The 26344-nt window shown below is 66.0% G+C and carries 24 protein-coding genes; 14 read left to right on the top strand and 10 right to left on the bottom strand.

Annotated features, from left to right (window positions below):
* Nucleotides 1–9: 9 nt before the first annotated feature.
* The gene (locus MG068_RS07990) at nt 10–897 is read left to right on the top strand and encodes an MBL fold metallo-hydrolase (protein ID WP_049400411.1); all 888 of its coding nucleotides are present in this window, start codon (nt 10–12) and stop codon (nt 895–897) included.
* Between the two features lie 85 nt (nt 898–982).
* Here MG068_RS07990 and MG068_RS07995 read toward each other — a convergent pair whose 3' ends face one another.
* Both MG068_RS07995 and upp read right to left on the bottom strand, forming a co-directional pair.
* A complete protein-coding gene (locus MG068_RS07995) occupies nt 983–1276 on the bottom strand; it encodes a PsiF family protein (RefSeq protein ID WP_032130275.1) in 294 nt (97 codons plus the stop codon).
* A 146-nt stretch (nt 1277–1422) separates the two neighbouring features.
* Nucleotides 1423–2055, bottom strand: a complete 633-nt coding sequence (upp, locus tag MG068_RS08000; protein ID WP_005409099.1) for a uracil phosphoribosyltransferase — start codon at nt 2053–2055, stop codon at nt 1423–1425.
* A 214-nt stretch (nt 2056–2269) separates the two neighbouring features.
* Here upp and MG068_RS08005 point away from each other — a divergent pair, with 214 nt between their 5' ends.
* The 6 genes from MG068_RS08005 (at nt 2270) to MG068_RS08030 (ending at nt 10227) form a co-directional block, all read left to right on the top strand.
* Nucleotides 2270–4783 carry a TonB-dependent receptor gene (locus tag MG068_RS08005; RefSeq protein WP_489686045.1) on the top strand — a complete coding sequence of 838 codons (2514 nt, stop codon included), beginning with the start codon at nt 2270–2272 and terminating at the stop codon, nt 4781–4783.
* Nucleotides 4783–5898, top strand: a complete 1116-nt coding sequence (locus MG068_RS08010) for an NHL repeat-containing protein (protein WP_132809827.1) — start codon at nt 4783–4785, stop codon at nt 5896–5898. Before MG068_RS08005 ends, MG068_RS08010 begins: the two co-directional genes overlap by 1 nt.
* A 14-nt stretch (nt 5899–5912) precedes the next feature.
* On the top strand, nt 5913–7262 hold the full coding sequence (locus MG068_RS08015) for a purple acid phosphatase family protein (protein ID WP_240792141.1): 1350 nt from the start codon (nt 5913–5915) through the stop codon (nt 7260–7262).
* Between the two features lie 10 nt (nt 7263–7272).
* Nucleotides 7273–7887 (top strand): inorganic diphosphatase, encoded by a 615-nt coding sequence (locus tag MG068_RS08020; RefSeq protein ID WP_132809829.1) that lies wholly within the window; start codon nt 7273–7275, stop codon nt 7885–7887.
* A gap of 89 nt (nt 7888–7976) precedes the next feature.
* Nucleotides 7977–9392, top strand: a complete 1416-nt coding sequence (locus tag MG068_RS08025) for a cryptochrome/photolyase family protein (protein ID WP_132809830.1) — start codon at nt 7977–7979, stop codon at nt 9390–9392.
* Nucleotides 9393–9531: 139 nt separating this feature from the next.
* Nucleotides 9532–10227 (top strand): YiaD family glycine zipper/OmpA-like lipoprotein, encoded by a 696-nt coding sequence (locus MG068_RS08030; RefSeq protein ID WP_008267948.1) that lies wholly within the window; start codon nt 9532–9534, stop codon nt 10225–10227.
* 739 nt (nt 10228–10966) lie between these two features.
* Here the strand turns inward: MG068_RS08030 and MG068_RS08035 are convergent.
* Entirely contained in the window at nt 10967–11998 is a 1032-nt protein-coding gene (locus MG068_RS08035; protein WP_005409107.1) for a LysR family transcriptional regulator, read from the bottom strand.
* 147 nt (nt 11999–12145) lie between these two features.
* On the opposite strand from MG068_RS08035, the gene MG068_RS08040 reads away from it, so the two are divergent.
* The 6 genes from MG068_RS08040 to MG068_RS08065 all read left to right on the top strand — a co-directional run bounded on the left by MG068_RS08040 (nt 12146) and on the right by MG068_RS08065 (nt 19973).
* Nucleotides 12146–12373 (top strand): hypothetical protein, encoded by a 228-nt coding sequence (locus tag MG068_RS08040; protein ID WP_032128321.1) that lies wholly within the window; start codon nt 12146–12148, stop codon nt 12371–12373.
* Nucleotides 12370–13140: an SDR family NAD(P)-dependent oxidoreductase gene (locus MG068_RS08045; RefSeq protein WP_049423570.1), complete on the top strand. Its 771-nt coding sequence runs from the start codon at nt 12370–12372 to the stop codon at nt 13138–13140. The genes MG068_RS08040 and MG068_RS08045 overlap by 4 nt, the downstream gene beginning before the upstream one ends.
* A gap of 91 nt (nt 13141–13231) precedes the next feature.
* Nucleotides 13232–14458, top strand: a complete 1227-nt coding sequence (locus MG068_RS08050; protein WP_032128263.1) for an efflux RND transporter periplasmic adaptor subunit — start codon at nt 13232–13234, stop codon at nt 14456–14458.
* 127 nt (nt 14459–14585) lie between these two features.
* Nucleotides 14586–17756, top strand: coding sequence for an efflux RND transporter permease subunit (locus tag MG068_RS08055; protein ID WP_032128264.1), 3171 nt, complete (start codon nt 14586–14588; stop codon nt 17754–17756).
* 64 nt (nt 17757–17820) lie between these two features.
* Nucleotides 17821–18558 (top strand): SDR family oxidoreductase, encoded by a 738-nt coding sequence (locus tag MG068_RS08060; RefSeq protein ID WP_012510730.1) that lies wholly within the window; start codon nt 17821–17823, stop codon nt 18556–18558.
* Complete coding sequence (locus MG068_RS08065) at nt 18552–19973, top strand: efflux transporter outer membrane subunit (RefSeq protein ID WP_121503706.1); 1422 nt, start codon at nt 18552–18554, stop codon at nt 19971–19973. The genes MG068_RS08060 and MG068_RS08065 overlap by 7 nt, the downstream gene beginning before the upstream one ends.
* A gap of 41 nt (nt 19974–20014) precedes the next feature.
* Here the strand turns inward: MG068_RS08065 and MG068_RS08070 are convergent, their stop codons facing one another.
* Nucleotides 20015–20392 (bottom strand): VOC family protein, encoded by a 378-nt coding sequence (locus MG068_RS08070; protein WP_071229462.1) that lies wholly within the window; start codon nt 20390–20392, stop codon nt 20015–20017.
* Nucleotides 20393–20532: 140 nt separating this feature from the next.
* Here MG068_RS08070 and MG068_RS08075 point away from each other — a divergent pair, with 140 nt between their 5' ends.
* On the top strand, nt 20533–20796 hold the full coding sequence (locus MG068_RS08075) for a hypothetical protein (RefSeq protein WP_049423576.1): 264 nt from the start codon (nt 20533–20535) through the stop codon (nt 20794–20796).
* 19 nt (nt 20797–20815) lie between these two features.
* On the opposite strand, the gene MG068_RS08080 is transcribed toward MG068_RS08075, so the two are convergent.
* The 6 genes from MG068_RS08080 to MG068_RS08105 form a co-directional block, all read right to left on the bottom strand.
* Complete coding sequence (locus MG068_RS08080) at nt 20816–21670, bottom strand: endonuclease/exonuclease/phosphatase family protein (protein ID WP_132809831.1); 855 nt, start codon at nt 21668–21670, stop codon at nt 20816–20818.
* Between the two features lie 156 nt (nt 21671–21826).
* Complete coding sequence (locus MG068_RS08085) at nt 21827–22069, bottom strand: hypothetical protein (protein WP_049462602.1); 243 nt, start codon at nt 22067–22069, stop codon at nt 21827–21829.
* A 134-nt stretch (nt 22070–22203) separates the two neighbouring features.
* Nucleotides 22204–22437 carry a hypothetical protein gene (locus MG068_RS08090; protein ID WP_032128272.1) on the bottom strand — a complete coding sequence of 78 codons (234 nt, stop codon included), beginning with the start codon at nt 22435–22437 and terminating at the stop codon, nt 22204–22206.
* Nucleotides 22438–22524: 87 nt separating this feature from the next.
* Nucleotides 22525–23229: a PA1136 family autoinducer-binding transcriptional regulator gene (locus MG068_RS08095; protein ID WP_132809832.1), complete on the bottom strand. Its 705-nt coding sequence runs from the start codon at nt 23227–23229 to the stop codon at nt 22525–22527.
* A gap of 5 nt (nt 23230–23234) precedes the next feature.
* Nucleotides 23235–24107 carry a glyoxalase III HchA gene (gene hchA / locus MG068_RS08100; protein WP_107432382.1) on the bottom strand — a complete coding sequence of 291 codons (873 nt, stop codon included), beginning with the start codon at nt 24105–24107 and terminating at the stop codon, nt 23235–23237.
* Nucleotides 24108–24191: 84 nt separating this feature from the next.
* Nucleotides 24192–26213: an esterase/lipase family protein gene (locus tag MG068_RS08105; protein WP_132809833.1), complete on the bottom strand. Its 2022-nt coding sequence runs from the start codon at nt 26211–26213 to the stop codon at nt 24192–24194.
* Between the last annotated feature and the right edge of the window lie 131 nt (nt 26214–26344).

Genomic DNA, 26344 nt, shown 5'->3' on the forward strand with positions numbered 1-26344 from the left:
AATCGACACATGAAACTCTGGTCTATTCGTGGAAACTCGCAGCGTCTTGATGGCGGCGCGATGTTCGGCAACGCGCCGCGCGCGTTGTGGGAAAAATGGGCGGCACCGGACGAGCTCAATCGCATCGAGCTGGCCTGCCGTGCGCTGCTTGCCAGCCCGCTGGAAGGCAAGACGGTGCTGTTTGAAACCGGTATCGGCGCGTTCTTCGATCCGCGCATGCGCGAGCGCTACGGCGTGCAGGAAAGCCAGCACGTGCTGATCGATTCGTTGCGCGAGGCGGGTTTCGAGCATGAGGATATCGACGTGGTGGTGCTCAGCCACCTGCACTTCGATCATGCCGGCGGACTGCTGGCGGCCTGGAGCGAAGGGCGTGAGCCCGAGTTGCTGTTCCCCAACGCAACCTACGTGGTCGGCGCACAGCATTGGCAGCGCGCCGTGCAGCCACACCCGCGCGATCGCGCCAGCTTCATTCCGGAACTGCCGGGCCTGCTGCAGGCCAGTGGCCGGCTGGAAGTGGTGGACGGGGAGTACTCGAAGGCGCTCGGCCGCAGCGTGCGCTTCAGTTACAGCGACGGGCATACACCGGGGCTGATGCTGGCCGAGATCGTCGGTCACGCGCATCCAGGCGAAAGTGCGCATGGTGGCGTGGTGTTCTGTGCCGACCTGATCCCGGGCCGCTCATGGGTACACGTGCCGATCACCATGGGCTACGACCGCAATGCCGAGCTGCTGATCGACGAGAAGCGGCAGTTCCTGGAAGACAAGCTGGCGCGCAACGTGCGGCTGTTCTTCACCCACGATCCGCAGGTGGCATTGGCGCAGCTTGGCAGGGATGACAAGGGGCGTTTCGTGACCCTGCACGAGCAGGGTGAGCTGAAGGCACGCGCCCTGGGGTAATGGCATGGCCGGGCAATGCCCGGCCTTTTACTGATGTCCGTGGATCCACGCCATGCGTGGATGGCGTTTCATCCGGATGCGACCATTACGACGCCTTCAGGCAGCTGCTCATGAAGGTCTTGCGCGCATCACCGGCCAGCTTTTTGGCGCCCGCGTCAGCGTTGCACTTGCGCATGCGTTCCTGCTGCGTATTGACCGGCTTGGCGTCGGCCGCGTGGCCGCTGAGGCAGGAGCTCTGTGCAGTCTTGTAGGCATCGCCCTTCAGCCCCTTGTTCTTGGCCGAGCATTCGGCCATGCGCTGCTGCTGCGGAGTGGTGGCATTGGCAGCCAGGGGCAGGCCGACCAGCAGGACGGCGGCCAGCAGGAAAGAGGCTTTCATCGGGAGCTCCAAGGGTGGCGGGTGCGCGGAGCATTCGCTTCCCGGCGCCAAGAGCACGTGAAGAATCGCAACGCGGCCGCGATGGCCTGCGCTGTTGGGGTCAGCCCCCTTTCGCGGTGAAAGGACTCTGACCCCGGTTCGTCGGATCAGCCGACGCGGGTACCGAAGATGCGGTCACCGGCATCGCCCAGGCCCGGCAGGATGTAGCCCTTGTCGTTGAGCTGGGCATCAATGGCCGCGGTGTAGATCTCCACGTCCGGGTGCACGGCCTTGACCGCCTCGATGCCTTCCGGCGCGGCCACCAGGAAGATGCCCTTGATGCGGCGGGCACCGGCCCGCTTGAGCATGTCGATGGTGGCGATCAGGGTGCCGCCGGTGGCCAGCATCGGGTCCAGGATCAGCGCGTCGCGCTCTTCCAGGCGCCCGGTCAGGCGCTCGAAGTAGGGCACCGGCTGCAGGGTTTCCTCATCGCGCTGCAGCCCGACCACGCTGACACGGGCCGCCGGGATCAGCGACAGCACGCCGCTGAGCATGCCCAGGCCGGCGCGCAGGATCGGCACCACGGTGATCTTGGCGCCCGCAATGCGCTGCACGGTGACCGGGCCGGCCCAGCCGGGCAGGGTGTGCGGCTCGGTGTCCAGGTCGGCGGTGGCCTCGTAGGCCAGCAGCGTGCCCAACTCGTTGGCCAGTTCGCGGAAATCCTTGGTGCTGAGCGCAGCGTTGCGCATCAGGCCGATCTTGTGCTGCACCAGCGGGTGGCGCACTTCGACGATCTTCATGGTCGGGAAGGGGAAAAGGAGAGAGGGCGCCATTTTGCCGGATCGGCGGGCCGAACCCAAACCGGGCCGTGGCCCTGGTACGCGAAATGTGCAGGCGCATGTCACGGCCATGCAACCTTGCGGACATACCGTGCAGACCCATTCTTAACAGGAATGGGGATTCCCAGTGCATATCAAGACTCCGTTGGCCGTTGCCATCACGCTGACCCTGGCAATGGGGGCCGCAGCACCCCTGCAGGCCGCCGGGCAGCAGGCGGTAGCCGCCACCGGCGCCGTGGCGTCCGACGCGGTCGACCTGGACCGCATCGAAGTGCGCGCCCAGCTCGAATCACAGATCCGCGCGGTCGACCTCAAGCGCAGCAGCGACGCCATCGAAGATGCGGTGTCCTCCGATGCACTGGGCCAGTACCCGGACAAGAACGTCGCCGAGTCGCTGCAGCGCCTGCCGGGCATCAGCGTGACCCGCGACCAGGGCGAGGGGCGCTTCGTGGTCATCCGCGGTCTGGACGCCAACCTCAACAGCGTCAGCGTGGATGGCATCGCCATCGGTACGCCGGAGGATTCCAGCCGCGCCGCACCGCTGGATGTGATTCCGTCCGATTCCACCGAGCGCCTGCGCGTGGTCAAGTCGCCGACCCCGGACATGCCCGGTGATGCCATCGGCGGCGCCGTGCTGGTGGAATCGGCCTCGGCCTTCGACCGCGACGGTCGCAGCCTGCGTGGCAAGATCGAAGGCAGCCACCAGCAGTTGTCCGGCGAGACCAGCCCCAAGGCCGCCTTCAACTACAGCGAAGTGTTCAACGACACCTTCGGTGTGGCGCTGGGCGTGAACTACCAGAAGCGCAAGTTCGAGTCGGACAACACCGAAGTGGAGTATGACGGCGAGGACGATGCCGTCCCCGGCGATGTCACCGCGATCAACCTGCAGCACCGCAAGTACGAGATCGAGCGCAAGCGCATCGGTGCCAACCTCAACCTTGACTGGCGCCCGAATGAAGACAGCAAGTACTACCTGCGCACGCTGTACAGCCAGTTCGACGATGCGGAGACCCGCCAGCGCGTGATCTTCAACTTCGACGACGCGAAGATGGTCAAGACCGGCACCGACCAGTACCGCCTGGATGGAATGCCGAAAGATTCCATCGACAAGCGCATGCGCTACCGCACCAAGAAGGAGAACACCTTCGCGGCCAGTCTCGGTGGCGAGAACAAGCTGACCAACGCCGTGGTCGATTACCGGATCGGCTACACCCGTACCGAAGAGCGCGTGAACGACGAGATGGAGGCGCGCTTCAAGCTCAACGGCAAGGCCTTCAACGGCACCCTGGACCAAAGCAGCCGCCTGCCCAGCTACAGTTTCGACAACCCGCAGTGGCTGGACAACAGCAACTACGCGTTCGACCGCTTCGTGCTCTCACCCAAGCAGGTGAACGACAAGGAGCACAGCGCGCAGGTCAACGTGCGCTTCGACGGCGACAGCAGCAGCATCAAGTTCGGCCTGCTGGGTCGCTGGCGCGACCGTGACGTGAATGTGGACGAGCGCGAACTGCGTGTCGGCCCGAAGGTGGCGCTGTCGAGCTGGAGCACCTCCTCGCCGGAACACCGCCACGGCAACCTGGGTGACGGCATGGATTCGGCCGCGATGCGTGCCTTCTGGGCGGCCAATGGCGGCCAGTACAGCGCCCGTCCCCAGGATGCCGGTGGCAACGCGATGACATCGCTGGAAGAGGACTACGTGGCCAGCGAAGACATCTTCGCCAGCTATGCGATGGGCACCTGGGACGTGGGCGCGCTGCGCATCATCGGCGGTGTGCGCGTGGAAAATACCCAGTTCAAGGCGGTCGGCAATCAGGTGGACGTGGCCTCCAACGGGCGCAGCTTCACCGTCACCCCGAGGGTGGCCAACAGCAGCTACACCAACGTGCTGCCGGGCCTGCACCTGCGCTACGACGCGGCCGATGACTGGGTGCTGCGCGCCTCGGCCAACAAGACCGTATCGCGCCCGTCCTTCGGTGACATCTCGCCGCGCGTGGGCTACAGCCGCGGCGACGAGGAAGTGCGCCTGGGTAATCCGGAACTGGATCCGTACGAGTCGAAGAACATCGACCTGTCGGTGGAGAAGTACATCGGCAGCACCGGTATCGTTTCACTTGGCCTGTTCCACAAGTCGATCGATAGCTACATCGTGCAAACGGTGCGGACCAATGATCCCGCTTATGGCGGCTTCGACGTGACCCAGCCGATCAATGGCCGCAAGGCCACCGTGCGCGGTGCGGAATTTAACTGGCAGCAGCAGCTGGCCTTCCTGCCGGACGGCCTGGATGGCCTGCTGGTCGGTGCCAGTGGCACCTGGCTGGATACCAAGTTCGATGCCGGCATCAAGGACCGTGCAGGCGAGGACTTCACACTGCCGCGCGCCTCCAAGCATGTCTACAGCGCACACATCGGCTATGAAAAGTACGGTGTGAGTACACGCCTGGCGGCGGTATACCGCAGCGAGTACCTGGACAGCATCGGCAAGGGCCGGGCGTTCGACATCTACGTTGCACCGAACACCCAGCTCGATTTCTCGCTGGACTACAAGTTCACCCCGCGGGTGAGCATGTATTTCGAAGCACAGAACCTGCTGGACAAGCCGCTTGAGCTGTACCAGGGCACGCGCTCGCGCACCCTGCAGATGGAAGAATACGGTCGCACCTACGCGCTCGGCCTGAAGGTGGCACTGTGATGGGGCGTGGCATCACCGTCCTGGCGGTCGCGCTCGCGGCGACCCTGGCCGCCGGCTGCACGCCGGCGACCGGCAACGATCCGGCTGCGGCCCCTACGGCAGCGAAAGCCGGGGGCGCGCGCACGGTGACCACCATCGCCGAAGCCTTTCTGTCACCGATGACCCCGGCCGACAACATCGACTCGCCGGCGGCCTGGCGCGCGCCGGACGGCGCGCTGTGGCTGATCGCCACCGCCAAGGCCACCGACAAGCTGGTGGTCTACGACGGCAGCACCGGCCAGCACCTGCGTGACGTCGGCAGCAGCGGCTCCGCACCGGGGCAGTTCGACCGCCCAAACGGCATCGCGGTAATCGACGACCTGCTGTGGATCGTGGAGCGCGACAATCACCGCGTGCAGGTGCTGAGCCTGCCGGACTTCGCGCCGCTGGCGACGTTCGCTGCGGACGACCTGCGCAAGCCGTATGGGCTGTGGGTCGACCGCCGTGCCGATGGCTACAGCGTCTACGTCACCGACTCTTGGGACAACGGCGAGGATGCGCAGGGGCGTGACATCCTGCCGCCGCTGGCCGAGCTGGACAAGCGCGTGCGCCAGTACCACGTGACCCGCGACGGTGCGAAGGTCGAGGCGAAGCTGGTGGCCAGCATCGGTGACACCAGCGAAGCCGGTGCGCTGCGCGTGGTCGAGTCGATCTGGGGCGACCCGGAGAATGATCGCCTGCTGATCGCCGAAGAGGATGAAAGCTACGCCAGCGAGTTCAAGGTCTACACCCTTGCCGGACGCTTCACCGGCACCACATTCGGTCGCGACGTGTTCAAGGCGCAGGCCGAAGGTGTGACCTTGCGTACCTGCGGCAAGGACGGCTGGTGGATCACCACGGAACAGGGCAAGCAGCGCAGCGTGTTCCATCTGTTCGACCGGCACACGCTGAAGCCGGTGGGCGCGTTCCAGGGGAATACCGTGGCCAACACCGACGGCATCTGGATGATGCAGCAACCCAGTGCGCGCTTCCCGCACGGCGCACTGTATGCAGTGCATGACGACCAGGGCGTGGTGGCGTTCGACTGGGAGAGCATCGCCAAGCAGTTGGCATTGCCGCTGGAGTGTGGCGCATGAGCCGGCAGTGCGTGATGCGCACGCTGGCGTTGGGCCTGCTGCTGGCACTGCCGTCGCTGTCGTTCGCAGCGGCCGAACCCAACACCCAGGTGCCAGCGGGCAGCCGCCACTACGCAGCGACGCCGGTGCCGGATCGCATCGTCGCCTCGCCGGCGGTGGATCCCAGCCACGGTTTCGCCGTGGCCTGGCGTACTGACGGCAGCGTGCAGGCACCGCTGCTCGAGATTGCCCTCGCCGGGGATTCGCCGGCGATCGAGGGCATCCGCCAGGTGCGCGCAACGACCCGCGCGCTGCAGACCGAGAACGGGCTGTCGCATCATCATCGCGCGGACATCAGCGGCCTGCAGCCGGATACCCAGTACGTCTACCGCGTGCGGGGCAACGGCAGTTGGAGCGCCTGGAACCAGTTGCGCACGCTGGCCGCGGCCGATCAGCCGCTGACCCTGCTGTACTTCGGTGATACCCAGAACAAGAACGTCAGCCATGTCAGCCGTGTAGTGCGCGCCGCGCAGAAGGCCGCGCCGCAGGCACGCATGAGCCTGTTCGCCGGTGACCTGGTCAGCGGCGGCGACAACATGGATGACAGCGAATGGGGCGAGTGGTTTGCTGCCACCGGCTGGCTGGCGCAGGAAACGCTGGTGGCCCCGGCGATCGGCAACCACGAGTATTTCGAGGAATTCGAGGACACCCCGCAGGAGCGGCGCGTGCTGGGCAAGCATTGGCCGGTCACCTTCGCGCTGCCGGGCAACGGCGCCACCGCCGCGCAGCAGACCAGCTACTGGTTCGATGCGCAGGGTGTACGCGTGGCGGTGGTCGATGGCACCTCGGCACTCGACCTGGGTACCGCCAAGGCACAGGCGCAGTGGCTGGACAAGGTGCTGGCCGGCAACCGGCAGCCGTGGACCATCGTGCTGCTGCACCAGCCGTTCTACTCGCCGCGCGAAGGGCGCGAGAACGCCGCGCTGCGTGACGTGCTGCTGCCGGTGGTACGCCGCCACAACGTCGACCTGGTGCTGCAGGGCCACGATCACACCTATGGTCGTCGTGGCGAGGGGCAGGCTGCGACGCCGCAGTACGTGGTGACCGTGGCCGGGCCGAAGCAGTACCGTCTTTCCGACGAGGCACGGAAGACGATGGATCCGGTAGCCGAGGACACCCAGCTGTTCCAGGTGCTGAACATCGATCCGCAGTACCTGCGCTACGAAGCGCGCACCGTGACCGGGCGCCTCTACGACGCCTTCGAACTACGCCGCGATGCCAAGGGCGCAAAGCAACGCACGGAGTTGACCGAAGGCCGCATCGCACCGCGCGACTGCCCGCGTGCGCAGACCGCCAAGGGTCGCGTCGACCGCTGCTGGGAATGACGAGATGCCAATGACCACGCTCCGACGCATCCTTCCTCTCGCCGCCATCGGTGCCGCCCTGCTGTTGCTGGCCAGTGCGGTGACCGCTGCCGATACCGTACTGCATCCGTTCCTGGTGGCCCAGCCGAAGCAGGCCCCACAGGAGGTGAATCTGGCGGTGGAGATTCCGGCCGGCAGCTTCACCAAGTACGAGATCAAGGAAGACGGCCTGGTCCATGTGGACCGCTTCCAGTCGATGCCGGTCGCCTATCCGGCCAACTACGGCTCGATGCCGCGCACCCTGGCCGGCGACAACGATCCGCTGGACGCGCTGGTGCTGACCCGTGAACCGCTGCATCCGGGCGTGATCGTGCGCTTCCGGCCGATCGGCTATCTGAAGATGATCGATGGCGGCGAGTACGACGAGAAGATCATCGGCGTGCCCACCGACAAGGTCGACCCGACCTACGCCAGCATCCGCGACCTGGCGGATCTGCCGGAGGTCGAGCGCCAGCGCATCGAAGCCTTCTTCCGGGTCTACAAGGACCTGCCGGCCGGGCGCAATCCGGTGCAGCTCAACGGCTGGGGCAATGCCGCCGAAGCCCGCGCGCTGATCAGTGAAGCGATGGAGCGGTTCAAACAGTAGATCCACGCCTTACGTGGATGGCCGCCTGCGCGCATCTCCTTCACCGCCGCTGGCTATCATGTCCGCCTTCCACAACGAAGGCGGTGCATGTGTCGGTAGCGTTGGTATGGTTCCGCCGTGATCTGCGGCTGCAGGACAATCCGGCCCTGCAGGCCGCGCTGGATGCGGGCCACGACGTGGTGCCGGTCTACATCCATGCGCCGCACGAGGAAGGCGAGTGGGTGCCTGGCGCGGCCTCCGATGCGTGGCGCCATCGTTCACTGGGCGCATTGGATGCCGACCTGCGCGTGCGCGGTTCGTCGCTGGTGCTGCGCAGTGGTGACAGCCTGCCGGCCCTGCAGTTGCTGATCGAGCAGACCGGCGCCGGGGCGGTGTACTGGAACCGCAAGTACGAGCCGGCCACCCAGCCTCGCGACGCCACCATCAAGCGTACGCTGCGCGAGCAGGGCATCGATGCGCAGAGCTGCAATGGCAGCCTGCTGTTCGAGCCGTGGGACATCGCCACCCAGCAGGGCCAGCCGTACAAGGTATTCACGCCGTACTGGCGCAATGTACTCAGTCATTGGCGCCTGCCCGCGCTGCAGGCCGCACCGGAAGCATTGGCGACGCACGCAGTCGACAGCCTGGCATTGGATGATCTCCAGTTGGCACCGACGCTGGACTGGGATACCGGCTTCTGGGAGCACTGGCAGCCGGGTGAAGCCGGTGCGCTGGAAGCGCTGTCCGTGTTCGAGGACGGTGCGCTGCGCGGCTACCGCGAGCAGCGTGACCTGCCAGATCGCGTGGGCACCTCGCGGATGTCGCCGCACCTGCATTTCGGCGAGATCGCACCCTGGCGCATTGCCCATGCGCTGGAAGGGCTGCGTAGTGCCGGCACCGACGCCGACATCGACGGCTATCTGCGCCAGCTGGGCTGGCGTGACTTCGCCTCCCACCTGTTGCATCACTTCCCGAAGACGCCGACCGACAACCTCAACCCGCGCTTTGACCGTTTCCCGTGGGCCACACCGAGTGCCGCGCAGCTGCACGACTGGCAGCGAGGCAACACCGGCGTGCCGATCGTCGATGCAGGCCTGCGCGAGCTGTGGCACACCGGTTACATGCACAACCGGGTGCGGATGATCGTGGCCAGCTATCTGTGCAAGCACCTGCGCGCGCACTGGCTGCATGGCGCGCGCTGGTTCTGGGACACCCTGGTCGATGCCGACCTGGCCAACAACACGATGGGCTGGCAGTGGGTGGCCGGGACCGGTGCCGATGCCGCGCCTTACTTCCGCGTGTTCAACCCGGTCACCCAGGCCGAGAAGTTCGACCCCCAGGCCCGCTACATCAGCCGCTGGGTGCCCGAACTGGCCGCGCTGCCGGTGAAGGCGCGCTTCGCGCCGTGGCAGCATCCGCTGCTGCTGGCCGCGCATGCCCCGGGCTATCCGCGTACGCCGCTGGTGGACCTGGCCGCGGGCCGCGACGCCGCATTGGCGGCTTACCGCCAGTCGGGGGCGGGGTAAAGGGCGACCTGAGCGATCTGGTCAGTTAGCTGAACGCGGCCCTGTCGGTGTGCCCGATCATCATTCCGGCATCGCATCGGGCTGTTTATTCTCTTTGCGCCCGCAGGCCGCCGGCCGACCGGAAACCAAGGAGAACCTCATGATCCGCAACACCACCCGCAACGTCGCACTGGCCCTGATGAGTGCGGCCGTCCTGTCGGCCTGCGCCACCGGCGGCTCCTACGTACAGAGTGACCAGTACGGCAACCCGACCGAGCAGCAGAACCGCACCGGCCGCAACGCGCTGATCGGCACCGCCATCGGCGTAGCCGCCGGCCTGCTGACCGGTGACAGCGCCACGGAGCGCCGCCAGCATGCGCTGATCGGCGCCGGTATCGGCGCGCTCAGCGGCGCCGCGGTAGGCCAGTACCAGGATCGCCAGGAACGCGCACTGCGCGAGCGCACTGCCAACACTGGCATTGATGTGCAGCGCCAGGGCGACAACATCATGCTGAACCTGCCGGACGGCATCACCTTCGACTTCGGCAAGGCGACCCTGAAGCCGCAGTTCTACGGTTCGCTCAACGGCGTGGCAGGCACCCTGCGCGACTACAACCAGACCATGATCGAAGTGGTTGGCCATACCGACAGCATCGGCAGTGACGCGGTCAACAACCGCCTGTCGAAGGAACGTGCCGACTCGGTCGCGCAGTACCTGATCGGCCAGGGCGTGCAGAGCGTGCGCATCGAAACCCTGGGCGCCGGCAAGTCGTACCCGATTGCCGACAACAGCACCGATGCCGGCCGCGCCAAGAACCGCCGCGTCGAAATCCGCGTGATTCCCCTGAAGCAGTAACGCGTAGCGTTACGGTTCCGGCGTAGCCGGAACGAAAATGCCGCCCTTGCAGGCGGCATTTTCTGTAGGTGCCGAGCTTGCTCGGCACACCGATAGCGCTTCCGGTTGCGGCTTCTCCGAACGGCGCCGACCAAGGTCGGCATCTACCGAAAGCCACGTAGCCGGAACGAAAATGCCGCCCTTGCAGGCGGCATTTTCTGTAGGTGCCGAGCTTGCTCGGCACACCGATAGCGCTCCCGGTTGCGGTTTCTCCAAACGGCGCCGGCCAAGGTCGGCATCTACCAAAAGCCACGCCGCCGGAACGAAAATGCCGCCCTAGCAGGCGGCATTTTTGTGGGTGCCGAGCGTTGCTCGGCACACCGATAGCGCTCCCGGTTGCGGTTTCTCCAAACGGCGCCGACCAAGGTCGGCATCTACCGAAAGCCACGCAGCCGAAACGAAAATGCCGCCCTTGCAGGCGGCATTTTCTGTAGGTGCCGAGCGTTGCTCGGCACACCGATAGCGCTCCCGGTTGCGGCTTTTCCGAACGGCGCCGACCAAGGTCGGCATCTACCGAAAGCCACGTAGCCGGAACGAAAATGCCGCCCTTGCAGGCGGCATTTTTGTGGGTGCCGAGCGTTGCTCGGCACACCGATAGCGCCCGTAGAGTCGAGCTTGCTCGACTGAAGCGCAAGAGCAGTCGAGCAAGCTCGACTCTACGGAATGCCGGTAGATCCACGCCATGCGTGGATGCTTCCGGTCATGCGGCCGAAGCGGCCACCTTCTCCAGGATCCGCTTGCCGCTGCTTTCCAGCGCCGCGTCTTCCTTTTCCTTCTGCTGCTGCGCCAGCTTCGCGCCCGGGCACTGCGCCAGCATGTAATTGGCGTCGAAGTTGAGCTTCTCGACCAGGAAGTCGACGAATGCACGCACCTTCGGCGAGACCAGGCGGCCACCGGCGAACACGGCGTTGAAGTCCACTTCCGGGCCAGTCCAGCCGGCCAGCACGCGGCGTACCATGCCCGACTCGACGAACGGCTTGGCCATCACGTCGCCGGTCAGCAGCAGGCCTTCGCCGCACACCAATGCACCATTCAACGCAGACATGTCGTTGGCGGTCATCAGCGGGGTAACAGGGAAGTCGCGCAGCTCGCCGCCGTTCTCGCCCAGCTGCCAGGTGAAGCGCGGCGAGTTGCCGGTGTGGTACGGCTTGCGCATCGCCAGGATGCGATGGAACTGCAGCTCTTCCGGATGCAGCGGCTCGCCATAGCGTTCGATGTAGGCCGGGCTGGCGAACACCTGCGTGCGCAGGCTGCCCAGCTTGCGTGCCACCAGGTTGGAATCGGGCAGGGCACCCACGCGCAGGGCCAGGTCCGCCTCACCTGCAATCAGGTCCAGCTTCTCGTTGCCCATATGCATGTCCAGCCGGATCTCCGGATACTGCGCATGGAACTGGCCCAGCAGCGGCGCAATCCAGGTGATGCCGATCGAGTAGGGCACAGTGAAGCGCAGCCAGCCGCGCGGACCGGACTGCAGCTGGCTCACCGCGCTCTCGGCTTCTTCCAGCTCGCGCGCGATGCGCTGGCAATGTTCGTGGTAGATCGAACCCGCTTCGGTCAGGCCGAGGCGGCGGGTGGTCCGGTGCAGCAGGCGCGCACCGAGGCGCGTTTCCAGCTCCTGCACTTTGCGGCTGACCGTGGTCTTGGGCAGGCCGAGCGATTTGGCAGCGGCAATGAAACTGCCTTGCTCGACCACTTTGACGAAGATCAGCGTCTCGTTGAGATCGTGGGACATGGTCTGGGATCCTGGACGTCGGGGATGGGACAATCGTGACAGAACGATTGGACCGGGAGCGGGATGATTATTCCCCTTAATCAGGACTAATCAAGTAAAGGTTTGAGGTCTATCGTGGCGCCATTCGTTATTTGGAGCCCGTCCGCCATGAGCCTGCGCAACATTCTTGCCCGTCTCCGGAACGCCGGCCAGAGCACCCTGGACCTGGCAATGACCGTTGAAGTCCGCCCGAGTTCCTTGGTACACAAGGACTTCCGTGAGTTTACCGCGCCGATGCGTCAGCAGCGTGGCGGTGCCATCCGCCTGGCCCCGCACAAGGGCGACCGGCTGCGTCGAATCGGGACTATCCCGGATTTGGGAGGAAATGTCCCGTGAATGGGATGCTGACGCCCGAAGTCCTGGTCCTCGGCGGCACCGGTGCCGTCGGCCAGGGCGTGGTTGGCGCACTGCTGGAAGCCGGCAGCCCGGTGCTGGTGGTGGGTCGCGACCCGGGCCGGCTGGCGGCGCTGCATGAGCAGTTCGCCGATGAGCCGGGCCTGGAGACGCTGCTGGGTTCGCTCAGCGATGACGGCTCGGCGCGCGTACTGGCCGAACGCATCGCGCATCGCCCGCGTCCGCTGGCGGCAGTGATCGCCGCAATGGGCGGCCCTTACCGTCGCGGCCGGGTGACTGACCGCAACGGCGATGAACTGCTGGGCGCGATGCAGGCCGATCTGATGCCGCACGTGCACGCAGTGCGTCATCTGCTGCCGCTGCTGCAGGACAACGTGCATGCGCGTCGCTACGTGATGATCGGCAGCCCGGCCAATGCCAAGCCATGGGCGGGCTACGGCGAAACCTCGATCACCACTGCGGCGCTGCGTATGTACGCGCAGGTGGTGCACCAGGAAGCCCAGGCATTGGGCGTGCGCGCGCAGATGCTGGAAGTCTGCAGCCCGGTGTGTACGCCGGCCAACGCGGCCAATGCCTGCATCGAGTGGCCCAGCTCACTGCTGGTCGGCCGTCGCGTGGTCTCCCTGCTCGACGGCTGCCGCGACAACCGCGCCATCGTCCGCTGCGACAGCAGTGATGCCGAACTGCCGCGCGGCCTGCTGCACCTGGACGTTCCTCCCCTGTGGCGCGATACCGCAGGCGTCGCTTGACCTCGACCATGGTTGAGGTCGCAGGATACGCCGCCTGTTTTTGCAACACGTTCTCATCTAGCTGTACCACCCCTCCGTACGGATGCATGCCATGACTTCCCCCAATTCCACCCCACATCGTTTCGGCCATCGCATCGCGATGGTCGGCGTGTCGATCCTCGCCGCAGCCGTGCTGGCGGCCTGCAGCGGCGGCCACGCCGAAGAAGCCGGTGCACCGCCGCCGCCGCAGGTCAGTGCTGCACCGGTGCTGGTCAAGCAGGTCAGCCAGTGGGACGAGTTCAGCGGCCGCGTCGAAGCGGTACAGAGCGTTGAACTGCGCCCGCGCGTGTCCGGCTACATCGACAAGGTCAACTACGTCGAAGGCCAGGAAGTGAAGAAGGGCGAAGTGCTCTTCACCATCGACGCGCGCAGCTACCAGGCCGAGTACGATCGCGCCGCTGCCGAACTGGCCCGCGCCCGCACCCAGGCCACGCTGGCCCGCAGTGAATCCGAGCGTGCCAAGCGCTTGTCCGAGCAGCAGGCCATTTCCACCGAGACGGCCGAGCAGCGTCGCGCTGCGGCTGACCAGTCCGGTGCCGCCGTACAGGCGGCCCAGGCTGCGCTGGATGCGGCCCGCCTCAACCTGGAGTTCACCAAGGTGCGTGCGCCGATCGACGGCCGTGCCGGCCGCGCGATGGTCACCGCCGGCAACCTGGTCACCGCCGGCGACAGCGCCAGCGTGCTGACCACGCTGGTCTCGCTGGACACCGTGTTCGTCTACTTCGATGCCGATGAAAGCACTTTCCTTCGCTATGCGCAGATGGCGCGCAAGGGTGAACGCCCGAGCGAGCGTGACAGCGATCTGCCGGTGAAGGTCGGTCTGTCCGGCGAAGAGGGTTACCCGCATTCGGGCAAGGTCGACTTCCTCGACAACCAGGTCGCCCGCAGCACCGGTACCATCCGCGTCCGCGCGCTGCTGGACAACGCCGATCGCCAGTTCACGCCGGGCCTGTTCGCCCGCGTGCAGCTGCTCGGCAGCGGCCAGTTCCAGGCCCTGCTGATCGACGAGAAGGCCGTTCTGACCGACCAGGACCGCAAGTATGTCTACGTGGTCGACAAGGATGGCAAGGCCCAGCGCCGCGACATCCAGCTCGGTCGCACCGCTGATGGCCTGCGTATTGTCGAGCACGGCCTGGCCGCCGGCGACAAGGTGATCATCGACGGCGTGCAGAAGGTCTTCATGCCGGGCATGCCGGTGCAGGCCAAGGCCGTGGCGATGCAGCCGCAGGCTGCGCCACCGGCACCGGGCCGCGATGCCACCGCCGCGCTGAACCACTGATCCGCCGTCTCCTGATCCGCGTCCCCGCTTAGCTGCCGGCGCCAGCAGCAGCCTTCCCTGCCTTCGTCATCTCGGCGAGGGGCGGGGAGGCTGTTGCCCGCCGAACGCCTTTCCCAGGAATTCCTCCATGGACTTTTCCCGTTTCTTCATCGACAGGCCGATCTTCGCGGCGGTGCTGTCGATCGTGATCTTCGCCGCAGGCCTGATCACGATTCCAATCCTGCCGATCAGCGAGTACCCCGAAGTGGTGCCGCCGTCGGTGGTCGTGCGCACGGTGTATCCGGGCGCCAACCCCAAGGTCATTGCCGAGACCGTCGCCACCCCGCTTGAAGAGGCGATCAACGGCGTCGAAGGCATGATGTACCTGAAGTCGGTCGCCGGCTCGGACGGTGTGCTGCAGATGACCGTCACCTTCCGCCCGGGCACCGACCCGGACGCGGCGGCGGTGAAGGTGCAGAACCGCGTGGCGCAGGCGCAGGCGCGCCTGCCCGAGGACGTGCGCCGGCAGGGCGTGACCACGCAGAAGCAGTCGCCGACCTTCCTGATGGTGGTGCATCTGACCTCGCCGAACGGCAAGTACGACACCCTGTACCTGCGCAACTACGCCCGTCTGCACGTCAAGGATGCGCTGGCGCGTATTCCGGGCGTGGGTGACGCGCAGATCTTCGGTGGTGGTGACTACGCCATGCGCGCCTGGCTGGACCCGGACAAGGTCGCCTCGCGCGGCCTGACCGCCAGCGACGTGGTGCGCGCGATGCGTGAGCAGAACGTACAGGTTTCGGCCGGCCAGCTCGGTGCCGAACCGTTGCCGAACAGCCAGTTCCTGACCCTGATCAATGCCCAGGGCCGCTTGAAGACTGAAAAGGAATTCGGCGACATCGTGCTCAAGAGCGGTGTTGATGGCGAGATCGTGCGCCTGGCCGATGTGGCCCGCCTGGAACTGGGTGCCGGTGACTACACCCTGCGTTCGCAGCTGGACGGCAAGAACGCGGTGGGTATCGGTATCTTCCAGTCGCCGGGTGCCAATGCACTGGAGATCCGTGACCAGGTCATCTCGACGATGGACGAGATGCAGAAGACCATGCCGGCCGACGTGAAGTACGAAGCCGTGTATGACACCACCATCTTCGTGCGCGACTCGATCAAGGCCGTGGTCTCCACGCTGCTGGAAGCGATCGCGCTGGTGGTGCTGGTGGTGATCCTGTTCCTGCAGACCTGGCGTGCGTCGATCATTCCGCTGATCGCGGTGCCGGTGTCGGTGGTCGGTACTTTCGCCGCGCTGTACCTGCTGGGCTTCTCGATCAATACGCTGAGCCTGTTCGGCCTGGTGCTGGCGATCGGCATCGTGGTCGATGACGCGATCGTGGTGGTGGAGAACGTCGAGCGCAACATCGAAGAAGGCCTGTCGCCCACCGCCGCGGCCCACCAGGCCATGCGTGAGGTGTCCGGCCCGATCATCGCGATCGCGCTGGTGCTGTGTGCCGTGTTCGTGCCGATGGCCTTCCTGTCGGGTGTCACTGGCCAGTTCTACAAGCAGTTCGCGGTCACCATCGCCATCTCCACGGTGATCTCGGCGATCAACTCGCTGACCCTGTCGCCGGCCCTGGCCGCGCGCCTGCTGAAGGCCCATGGAGCGCCGAAGGACGGCCCGAGCCGCTTGATCGACCGCCTGTTCGGCTGGGTGTTCCGTCCGTTCAACCGCTTCTTCAAGTCCAGTTCGGAGAAGTACGAGCGTGGCGTGGCTCGCATCCTCGGCCGTCGTGGTGCGGTGTTCGTGGTCTACGCGATCCTGCTGGTCGGTACCGGTGTGATCTTCAAGCTGGTGCCGCCGGGCTTCATCCCGACCCAGGACAAGCTGTACCTGATCGCGGGTGTGAAGTTGCCGGAAGGTTCGTCGATCGCGCGTACCGATGAAATGCTGCGCAAGGTCGCCAAGATCGCCCAGGAAACCGATGGCGTGGCCCACACCATCTCGTTCCCGGGTTTGAACGCGCTGCAGTTCACCAACACGCCGAACACCGGTGTGGCGTTCATTCCGCTCAAGCCGTTCGCCGAGCGCCATGGCCGTACCGCCGCGCAGATCAACGCCGAGATCAACCAGAAGATCGCCGGTCTGCAGGAAGGCTTCGCCTTCTCGATGATGCCGCCGCCGATCCTCGGCCTGGGCAACGGCAACGGCTACCAGATGTTCATCGAGGATCGTGGCAACCTGGGTTACGGCGCGCTGCAGAATGCTGTACAGGCAATGCAGGGCACCGTTGCGCAGACGCCGGGCATGGCCTTCCCGATTTCCAGCTACCAGGCCAATGTGCCGCAGCTGGATGCCGAGGTCGACCGCGTCAAGGCCAAGGCACAGGGCGTGCAGCTCACCGAACTGTTCGACACGCTGCAGACCTACCTCGGCTCGGCCTACGTCAACGACTTCAACCAGTTCGGCCGTACCTGGCAGGTCATCGCGCAGGCGGACGGTCCGTACCGCGAAACGGTCGAGGACATCGGCAAGCTGCGTACCCGCAATGACCGCGGCGAGATGGTGCCGATCGGTTCGATGGTCACCATCAAGCAGACCTTCGGCCCGGACCCGGTGCTGCGCTTCAATGGCTATCCGGCGGCGGATCTGGCCGGTGAAGCCGACCCGCGCCTGCTGTCTTCGGCCGAGGCGATGAACAAGCTGACCGAGATCGCCGGCAAGGTGCTGCCGGTGGGCATGACCACCGAATGGACCGACCTGAGCTACCAGCAGGCAACCCAGGGCAAGGCCGCCTTCATCGTGTTCCCGGTGGCGATCATGCTGGCCTTCCTGGTGCTGGCCGCGCTGTACGAGAGCTGGTCGCTGCCGCTGGCGGTGATCCTGATCGTGCCGATGACCCTGCTGTCCGCGCTGTTCGGCGTGTGGCTGACCGGTGGCGACAACAACGTGTTCGTGCAGGTCGGCCTGGTGGTGCTGATGGGCCTGGCGTGCAAGAACGCGATCCTGATCGTCGAATTCGCCAGAGAGCTGGAGATGGGCGGCAAGGGCATCGTTGAAGCTGCGCTGGAAGCCTGCCGCCTGCGCCTGCGCCCGATCGTGATGACCTCCATCGCGTTCATCGCCGGCACCGTACCGCTGGTGCTGTCGCACGGTGCAGGTGCCGAGGTGCGCTCGGTGACCGGTATCACCGTGTTCGCCGGCATGCTGGGCGTGACCCTGTTCGGCCTGTTCCTCACCCCGGTGTTCTACGTGGCCCTGCGCAAGTTCGTCACCCGCAACGGTGGTGGCCAGCTGGTGCAGCACGGCGAGCCGACCATCCACCACTGACATGGAACCCCGTCGCCGCCGGTCGCTGGCCGGCGGCGGCTTCCCCCTCACGAGGCAAGAATCCATGAACTCTCATCAGAACAAGATCGCGCTGGTCACCGGCGCCACCCGCGGCATCGGCGCCGAGACCGTGCGCCAGCTGGCCCAGGCCGGCGTGCATACGCTACTGGCCGGCCGCAAGCGCGAGACCGCCGTAGAGCAGGCGCTGAAGCTGCAGGCCGAGGGCCTGCCGGTGGAAGCCATCCAGCTGGACGTGACCGATGCAGCCAGCATCGCCGAAGCGGTCGAGCAGGTACGCCAGCGCCATGGGCGCCTGGACATCCTGGTCAACAACGCCGGCATCATGATCGAGAACCCGGCGCAGGCGCCGTCCGAACAGTCGCTGGATACCTGGAAGCGCACTTTCGACACCAACGTGTACGCACTGGTTGCGGTGACCCAGGCCTTCCTGCCACTGGTCAGGCAGGCCAAGTCCGGGCGCATCGTCAACGTTTCGAGCATGCTCGGCTCGCAGACCCTGCATGCTGATCCGACCTCGGGCATCTACGATTTCAAGATTCCCGCGTACAACGCCTCCAAGGCAGCGGTGAACAGCTGGACGCTGGCGCTGGCGCATGAACTGCGCAGCACCCAGATCAAGGTCAATACCGTGCATCCGGGTTACGTGAAAACCGACATGAACGGCGGCCACGGTGAGATTGAGATCAGCGAAGGCGCGCGCTCCAGCGTGCAGATGGCACTGATCGGCCATGAAGGCCCGAACGGCAGCTTCACTTACCTGGGCGAGGTGCTGCCATGGTGATCCGCACGTTGGCGATGGCCGTCTCCAGCCTGGTGCTGGCAGGCTGTGTCAGCGTCGGCCCGAACTACAAGGCGCCGGTGCAGGATCCGGTGGTGCTGCAGGGTGCGCAGCAGCCGGTGTTCAGCACCACCTCGCCGGTGGCCAGCTGGTGGGCGCAGTTCGATGATCCGGTGCTGGAAGAGCTGGTGCACGGTGCACTGTCGGACAACCTGGACCTGCGCGTGGCCGTGGCCCGCGTCAGCCAGGCCCGCGCGGTGTTCGTCGAAAGCCGCTTCGACCAGGCGCCCCACGTTACCGCGGGCGGCAGCTACGATCGCCGCAAGCAACCCGATCCGCAGCTGGGTGGGCAGCGGGTGTTCAGTGAAAGCTACCAGCTCGGCTTCGATGCGGGCTGGGAGCTGGATCTGTTCGGCCGCAAGCGCCGTGCTGCAGAAGCCGCGCGTGCCGACCTCGACGCCGAGCAGGCCAACCTGGCCGACGCACAGGTACTGATCGCCGCCGAAGTGGCACGCAACTACTTCGAGCTGCGCGGCACACAGAAGCGCATCGCCGTGGCCCAGCACACCCTGGTCAATCTGCGCGAGACGCAGAAGCTGACCGAGGCACGCTGGGAGCTGGGCGCCGGCAGCGAGCTGGACGTGCAGAGCAGTCGTGCCCGGCTGAAGGCCATCGAGGCCGACATTCCGCTACTGGAAGTGGCCGAAACGCAGTCGCGCAACCGCCTGGCGGTTCTGCTGGGCCAGCGTCCGGAAACGCTGACCGCCATGCTTGCGCCGCACGAAGTGCCGGCATTCGCCAAGGCGCTGCCGCTGGGCGATACCCGCGAGCTGCTGCGCCAACGCGCCGACGTGCGCGTGGCCGAGCGTCGTCTTGCCGCCGCTACCGCGCGGGTGGGCGTGGCCACGGCGGATCTGTTCCCGCGGCTGTCGCTGTCCGGATTCGTCGGCTTCCTCGGTGGCGATGCCAGTGGCCTGGTCAATGGCAACAACAAGGCCTGGTCGCTGACGCCGTCGCTGAGCTGGGCGGCCTTCGATTTCGGCACCGTACGTGCACGCCTGCGTGCCAGCAAGGCCGAGGCCGAAGGCGTGGCAGCACAGTATGAGCAGACGGTGCTGCTGGCACTGGAAGACACCGAGAACGCGCTGACCCGCTATTCCAAGCAGCAGGCGCGGCTGGCGATCGTGGTCGAGCAGGCGCAGGCGGCACGCCGTGCCGAGTCGCTGGCGCAGATCCGCTATCGCGAGGGCTCGGAGGACTTCCTGACCCTGCTGGATGCGCAGCGTACGCAGCTGGCAGCCGATGATGCGTTGGCCGCGGCCGAGTCCGAGGTCAACGTCAGCGTGGTGGGGGTGTACAAGGCGCTGGGTGGTTGGGGTCAATCACCGCAGCCGGCGAGTGTGGCGCAGGTGCAGTAAGCGCAGGGGACGGAAGCAGTGGCTTCCGTCCCTTTCTTCTTTCAGGGCCAGTGATTGGCTGGTGTCTCGCGCTCGCGCATGCGCACGATGCAGAAGCGATGGCCGGTCGGTGCTTCCATCACCCACCAGCGTTTGACGAAGCCTATCCGCCGCGCGCCGAGCTTCTCCAGGCGGTCGGCCTCGGCGTCGATGTCGTCGCTCTCGATGTCCAGGTGCACCCGTGAAGGATGATTGACGCGTTGCACCTCCACGTTCAGGCCTGCGGGCGCGCCCTGCAGGTCGGCGTACTCGGCGCCGTCTTCGGCATAGGCGGGCTGCGCCTGCAGGCCGAGCGCGGCGGACCAGAAGCGGGCACCTTCGTCGGCGGGAATGCCCTCGCAATCGATGATGAAACCGGCCAGGCGGCTCTGGTGTGCCATGCCTTTCTCCACAGTTCGGGAACGGGGGCAGGGTAGCGCGGCGTGTGCTGTGGACGTTGCCACAGTCGTGACGTTTCTGACTCTGCCGGAAGCCGTGTCCGCCGTGTAACTAGTGGGGCAGATTCCAGGGAGTAAAGACGATGAGTGATGACAGGCGGGATACCCAGCGCATGCTGTTTGGCGACCCGGGGCCACCCGGCGCGGGCCTTTCGGTGGCGGTCGTTGTGCTGCTGGTGCTGGCGACGATGGCCGCTGCGATCGGTTTCCTGCGACTGCCTGATCCGATGCTGGGGCTGGGCCTGATCGGCGTTGCCGTGTTCCTTGCTGTCGGCGCCCGCATCTGCCAGGCGCGCAACCAGCACCTGGCGTTGTACCGGCTGTTGTCGCGGCAGCCGCCGCGGTAGCCACGGCGGCCGCGGAGATTCAGTGCTTCGGCCAGTCCAGCTCGACCACCAGCGGGAAGTGATCCGACGGCAGCACGCCGTCGATGCGGCGGTCATCGGTGAGGAAACTGCGGGCATGGAAGCCGCGCACCAGCACCCAGTCCAGCTGCACGGTGGCCTTGCCGGTGAAGTCGTGGAAGGTCAGGCGTGGTCCCTGCGGTGCCTTCACCTGCGTGCGTGTGTCCTGCAGCAGGCGGGTGAACGCCTTGTAGGTGTCACCGCCGGGCTCGCTGTTGAAGTCACCGGTCAGGACCACCGGCAGGTCGGCAGGCAGGGCTTGCAGGCGCTTGCCGATCAGCTCGGCACCCTTCACCCTGCGCGGTTCGTCCTCGTCGCGATAGGGCAGGTGGGTATTCATGAAGTAGAAACGGCGGCCATCGTCCAGGCGCCGGAACAGGGCCCAGGTGACCATGCGCGGGTACAGGTTGCCCCAGCTGATGCTGCCGGGTACTTCGGGCGTATCGGATAACCAGAAGTTGCCGGATTCCTCGATGGCCAGCACCTTGCTGTCGTAGAACACGCCCATGTGTTCATCGCCGCTGCCACCGCGGCGGCCTTCACCGAACCAGCGGTAGCCGGGCAGATGCCCGGACAGGAAGTCGGCCTGTTCCTTCACCAGCTCCTGCGTGCCGATCACGGCCGGGTGTGCATCGAGGATGACCTTGACCATGGCATCGCGACGGTCCGGCCAGCGCTTGCCCGGTTCGGTATCGGCCGGGGTACGGACATTGAACGACATCACTTTCAGTGGCGCCGGCGCAGCAGCCCAGGCGACGGCAGGCAGAGCAAGCGCCAGCAGCGCACACAGCGCAGGGCGACGGAAACGCGACAACATCGTGGAATCCCTCCATTCCATGAAAACGGTTTCATGAAGCATGCCATGGACGGTGGGGTCGGCGATATGCCGGGATGGGCGGATGGAAGATGCCGGGCGGGCGGTGAAGGTCCCGCCCGGCGGATCGCGCGGGCGCGATCAGGAGGTCATGGGTGCTCAGTCGGCGGGCAGGTACCACTGGCCATTCTGGTCAATCCAGTACACCTGGATGTAGGGAGTGCCGTCCTCGTCGAAGTACGTCACTTCGCAACGTTGATGGTAATAGGGCCCCATCTTGACCCGGACGCAGTTCGTGTTCTCCGGACCACCGCCACCACCGCCGGCGGTGGCCTGGGACGGCGTGGAGAGAGCTCCCACGGCAAACATCAGTGCGGCCATCGAGGCCAGGTGCAGTTTCATGGGCATCATCCTTGTGTCTGCAATCGCGCATCTGCGCGGTGTCGTGCAACTACCCCCGGGTAGAGCATGCGCCCGAGTGGCAGCTGCTGCATGCGCGCCGGCCCGGCGCAGTCCCGGCGCAGTCCCCTGCCGGCTCAGTCGCGCAGGTAAGGGTTGCCGTACTCGTCGATCCAGTACTCGGCTTCGTACACGTTGCCGAATTCATCGGTGTAGGTTTCAGTGCAGTGCTGGTGGACCCGGTTGTGGTCCACTTTCACCGGCACGCACGAAACATTTTCTTTCGGTCCCCCGGCATTGGCGTCCGCCACCGGAGCCAGGGTTGCCGTTGCCATCACCAACGCGGCCATCGCGGCCAGTTGCAGTTTCATAAGCATCGTCCTTGCTTTCTGCAATCGCGCACATGCGCATGGTGTGTGTAACACGCGAATCAGAGCGCCGGAAGTGTCTTGCCCGGATCAGTCCTCGATCTCGCCGCGCCGACTGGCAGCACGCACCGCCTGCGCGGTGGTTGCCACGCCCAGGCGCTGGCGCGCGCGTCGCAGATGATTCTCCACCGTACGGGCGGAAAGTCCCAGCGTGGCCGCGATTTCCGCCTGGCGACGGCCGGCGGCGACCCAGCGCAGCACCTCGCGTTCGCGCGTGCTCAACGCACTTCCGGAAAGCTCGGTGGGCGCCTCGGAAAGCCGGCGTGCGGCACGGAATGCTGCAGCTGCAGCAGCATCCAGCAGCAGTCGCGCGCTGGCCGATGCATCGATCGCTGTCCCCGCAAAACTGATCGCGCCTTCCAGCCCTGTGGTGCCGAACACCGGCACCTGCAGACCGTGCAGGCCTTCACCACGTGGCTGCTTTACCACCTGATAGCGTTCGCCGCGAACGCCCTGGCGCTTGCTCCAGAAGAACGGCGCGTCACTGTCCAGAACGTGGCGATTGACCGGACAGGCGTGCAGGTAGCGCGCGAGGTCGGTAGTGCTGCCGTCGCCGAACCAGTCGCCCTCGATCCAGTACACGCGCTGGGTACCGCGTTCCAACCCCGTGCCGGTGGCGAACACCAGCACGCGGTCGTAGCCCAGCGGTGCAGAGATGCCGCGCAGTACCGCGCCCACCGCACTCAGTGAGCGGGCGCGTTCCAGTTCCAGCAACGCCTGCACCAGATCGCTCACGCCAGTCAGCGCCCGGCCAATGCGTCGAGCAGCGTGCGCGCGGCCAGCTTGCCCAGCGCATTGCCGGCCAGCGGGCTGTCGCCGGTCAGCAACAGGCGGTCCTGCAGCACGCTGCCATCGATGCCGTCGTTGACGATCTGCACGCCCTGCTGCGCCAGGCGCTCACCGAAGAACCACGGCAGCTGCCCGGGCATGTAGCCGATCTCCGGCGTCTGCCGGTCCATCGCATCGGGGAAGGCACAGATGCGGTAGCCGCGGAACAGCGAACCACCGTCGGCCTCGTCAACGCCTGCGGCCAGCAATGCGGCCGGGCCGTGGCAGAGGGTGATGATGTGACGTTGCTCGGCCATCGCCCAGTGCAGGGCCGCCTTTACCGCGCGACTCTGCGGCAGTCCGATGAGGGCGCCGTGGCCACCGGGAATGAACACGGCTGCATAGTCCGACGCGGCATCGAGGCCTGCCACCACCTCATCCAACGGCAGTGGCTGGCGGAAGCGGGCTTCGTAGCGGTCGTACAGTCCGCCGATTTCCTTGTCCTCATGCGGGAACGCCCACCACTCGAACTTGGCGGCGTTGCCGGACAGCGTGGCCACATCGATGTCGAAGCCGGCCTTGTCCAGATGGTACATCGGCAGCAGGGTTTCCACCGGATGGTTGCCGGTGGAGAACAGGTGGCCGTTGGCGGTGGGCAGATAGCGTTCGTCCGCAGCGATCATCAGCACCTTCCAGCGGCCATCGCGGCGCGCGTCGGGATAGTCGGCGCCGGACAGGTCGCTCTTCGCCGATGTGAACTGTGACAGCGAGTACGGCGACGGGAAGAAGGCGTCGCGCTCGGCCGGATCGGGGCTGGGGTGGCGGCTGGGCTCTTGCGTGTTCATGCGGACCTCCAGTGGGGTAGTGGAGCCAGCATAGAAGGGCGGATGCGTACAGGCGATGAGGGTTTTCCCCTCATTCGCCCCCTGCTATTTCACCACGGCGCCGTGCTGTTGCATGTCTTCATGCAGGATCCGCCGCAGTTCGACGATGGCCGGCGTGGCTTCCTGCACGCTGTGCCCGGACACGATCACCTTCTCCGAATCCGCGTGCGGAAGGTGCGAGCTCCAGTAGGGCACCAGCCCGTCGTCGGTCTTTTCCAGCGGACCATCTGCCTTGGCGCGCGCGATGATCGAGTGGTAACGCACCTTCGGTGCCATCGGCAGGTCGGCCACGGCGCGCACGAAGGGATCGTCCTTGTCCAGGTTCTGGATGCTGTTCATCTGGTAGCCGTGCTTGCCGTCGTTGCGATCGATCTTGCCGTCGTTGGCGATGGTGGCCACGTCCTCCAGGACGGTCAGTGGCAGCCGTACCAGGCGGCCGATCCAGCGGCCGAGGCGGGTGCTCGCCACATCGGTACCGCGGTGCGGCGTGGCAATGAATACCACGCGCGAGACTTCCGGTTCCGGCAGGAAGGTCAGTACCGGTGCGCCCTTGGTGCGCAGCAGCTCCTGCTGCGCAGGCGTCATCTGTGCGGTCGCCAGCAGGGTCTCTACCAGGTGGTCGCCGGAAGAAGATACCATCAGCCGTGAGATCACCCCACCCATGCTGTGCCCGACCAGCACCATGTCATGCGAGGCCTGCGCCTTGCCGCTGGGGTCGAAGTGCTTGAACACCTCATCCAGCGTATGGCGCATCGCATCGTGGCTCATCGCGATGGGCATGTTGGTCGGGTAGTAGAACTGCCAGATCTGGAAGTCCTGGCGGATCTCGTCGTCGCGCATCAGCTCGTTGGCGACGTTGACCCAGGCTTCCGGGCTGCTGGCCAGGCCATGGATCATCAGCAGCACGCGGCGGTTCGGGTCGTAGGGCTGCATCATGTACAGATGCGGCGTGTCGATGCCGCCCTTGCCACCGAACAGCGAACGCAGCGATTGGTGGCTGAAATTGGAGCGCGCCAGCCACAGTGCGTAGCCTGCGGTGAAGTTCGCGGCCAATGGCACCTGCTGCCCATGCAGGGTGACTTCGGTGACCTGGTAGGGATCGTGGATCTCCAGTTCCGGCTCGTCGTCGTGCAGCACTTCCCACAGGTTCTTTCCGGAGAAGCGCAGCAGCACCGTCATCGAAGGGGAGGGCATCTCGCTCCAGCTCTGCGCGGCCGAGGTGCTTGCCTGCGCGGCGGGCGTCGCTGCCGAAGGCGGGGTGGCCGTGCTGCCAGCCGGATCGTTCATCACCGCCACCAGTTCGGCACCGAAGCCATCGCGGCGATGCACGCTGCGCAGCGTGCCGGTGAACGACAGCGAGGCTGCCGGTACCAGTTCGGTGGGCGTACGCGTATCCAGCGGTGATGCTTGGCCCGACGGCGCCAGCACGAACGTCCAGCGGCCCAGCTGGAAGTGGCTGGCTTCACCATGCACGCGCCCGGTGGCATAGGCGTTGTACAACTGTACCGAGGCTTCCTGCACGGCCAGGTTGTAGTAGTCGCGCACCTGGGTCTGGCGGTCTTCGAAACCGCGCTGGTTGGCCGTGCGCTCGGTGAAGAACAGGTAGGCGTAGGCCTGCCGCGCGACCTGCATCCACGCGTCCAGGCGCGGCTGGAAGTCCGCATCCAGTTCGGTGATCGCGCTCTTGGCACGGCCTGACGTGGAGTACTCGCGCTTGGGCGCGGGCAAGGTCATCGCATACTGCAGCCACAGTTCGGCCAGGCTTGAGCGCTTGTCCTCCTCGCGCACCACGATGCTGCCTTCCATCGCCTCGATGCAGGGCAGGCCTGGCTTGGCGCAGACGCCTTCGTCGAGGCCGGCGACGCGCAGCGTCTCCATGGTGGCCGAACTGAGCTTGCCGGTGGTCAGGATGTCGCCGCGTTTCAGGGCGATGTACTGGCCGGGGGTGACCGAGGCCACCTGCACCGACGGCCCGAACTGGCGCAACGTCGCGCAGCCGCCCAGGGTGAGCAGCACGGTGATGATGAGGGTCGTGCGGCCGATGAAGCCCAAGCCCGTGGTTGCCATACGATCCTCCTGCGCGGTGGCGCCACTCTAGCGGTCGGCATGTCAAAGCGGAAGATACCGGGCGGTCGGTTTGGAGCGCGGAAATGCCGCCAACCAGGCGATTCAGGCATTCCCGTGTGACACTGGGGTGA

It is taken from the genome of Stenotrophomonas sp. ASS1, assembly GCF_004346925.1.
In the GTDB taxonomy this organism is placed as follows: Bacteria; Pseudomonadota; Gammaproteobacteria; order Xanthomonadales; family Xanthomonadaceae; genus Stenotrophomonas; species Stenotrophomonas maltophilia_A.

Coding starts and splice junctions, on each gene's coding strand:
- MG068_RS07990 (WP_049400411.1), top strand. CDS start 10: ATGAAACTCTGGTCTATTCGTGGAAACTCGCAGCGTCTTGATGGCGGC.
- MG068_RS07995 (WP_032130275.1), bottom strand. CDS start 1,276: ATGAAAGCCTCTTTCCTGCTGGCCGCCGTCCTGCTGGTCGGCCTGCCC.
- upp (WP_005409099.1), bottom strand. CDS start 2,055: ATGAAGATCGTCGAAGTGCGCCACCCGCTGGTGCAGCACAAGATCGGC.
- MG068_RS08005 (WP_489686045.1), top strand. CDS start 2,270: ATGGGGGCCGCAGCACCCCTGCAGGCCGCCGGGCAGCAGGCGGTAGCC.
- MG068_RS08010 (WP_132809827.1), top strand. CDS start 4,783: ATGGGGCGTGGCATCACCGTCCTGGCGGTCGCGCTCGCGGCGACCCTG.
- MG068_RS08015 (WP_240792141.1), top strand. CDS start 5,913: ATGCGCACGCTGGCGTTGGGCCTGCTGCTGGCACTGCCGTCGCTGTCG.
- MG068_RS08020 (WP_132809829.1), top strand. CDS start 7,273: ATGACCACGCTCCGACGCATCCTTCCTCTCGCCGCCATCGGTGCCGCC.
- MG068_RS08030 (WP_008267948.1), top strand. CDS start 9,532: ATGATCCGCAACACCACCCGCAACGTCGCACTGGCCCTGATGAGTGCG.
- MG068_RS08035 (WP_005409107.1), bottom strand. CDS start 11,998: ATGTCCCACGATCTCAACGAGACGCTGATCTTCGTCAAAGTGGTCGAG.
- MG068_RS08040 (WP_032128321.1), top strand. CDS start 12,146: ATGAGCCTGCGCAACATTCTTGCCCGTCTCCGGAACGCCGGCCAGAGC.
- MG068_RS08050 (WP_032128263.1), top strand. CDS start 13,232: ATGACTTCCCCCAATTCCACCCCACATCGTTTCGGCCATCGCATCGCG.
- MG068_RS08055 (WP_032128264.1), top strand. CDS start 14,586: ATGGACTTTTCCCGTTTCTTCATCGACAGGCCGATCTTCGCGGCGGTG.
- MG068_RS08060 (WP_012510730.1), top strand. CDS start 17,821: ATGAACTCTCATCAGAACAAGATCGCGCTGGTCACCGGCGCCACCCGC.
- MG068_RS08065 (WP_121503706.1), top strand. CDS start 18,552: ATGGTGATCCGCACGTTGGCGATGGCCGTCTCCAGCCTGGTGCTGGCA.
- MG068_RS08070 (WP_071229462.1), bottom strand. CDS start 20,392: ATGGCACACCAGAGCCGCCTGGCCGGTTTCATCATCGATTGCGAGGGC.
- MG068_RS08075 (WP_049423576.1), top strand. CDS start 20,533: ATGAGTGATGACAGGCGGGATACCCAGCGCATGCTGTTTGGCGACCCG.
- MG068_RS08080 (WP_132809831.1), bottom strand. CDS start 21,670: ATGTTGTCGCGTTTCCGTCGCCCTGCGCTGTGTGCGCTGCTGGCGCTT.
- MG068_RS08085 (WP_049462602.1), bottom strand. CDS start 22,069: ATGAAACTGCACCTGGCCTCGATGGCCGCACTGATGTTTGCCGTGGGA.
- MG068_RS08090 (WP_032128272.1), bottom strand. CDS start 22,437: ATGAAACTGCAACTGGCCGCGATGGCCGCGTTGGTGATGGCAACGGCA.
- hchA (WP_107432382.1), bottom strand. CDS start 24,107: ATGAACACGCAAGAGCCCAGCCGCCACCCCAGCCCCGATCCGGCCGAG.
- MG068_RS08105 (WP_132809833.1), bottom strand. CDS start 26,213: ATGGCAACCACGGGCTTGGGCTTCATCGGCCGCACGACCCTCATCATC.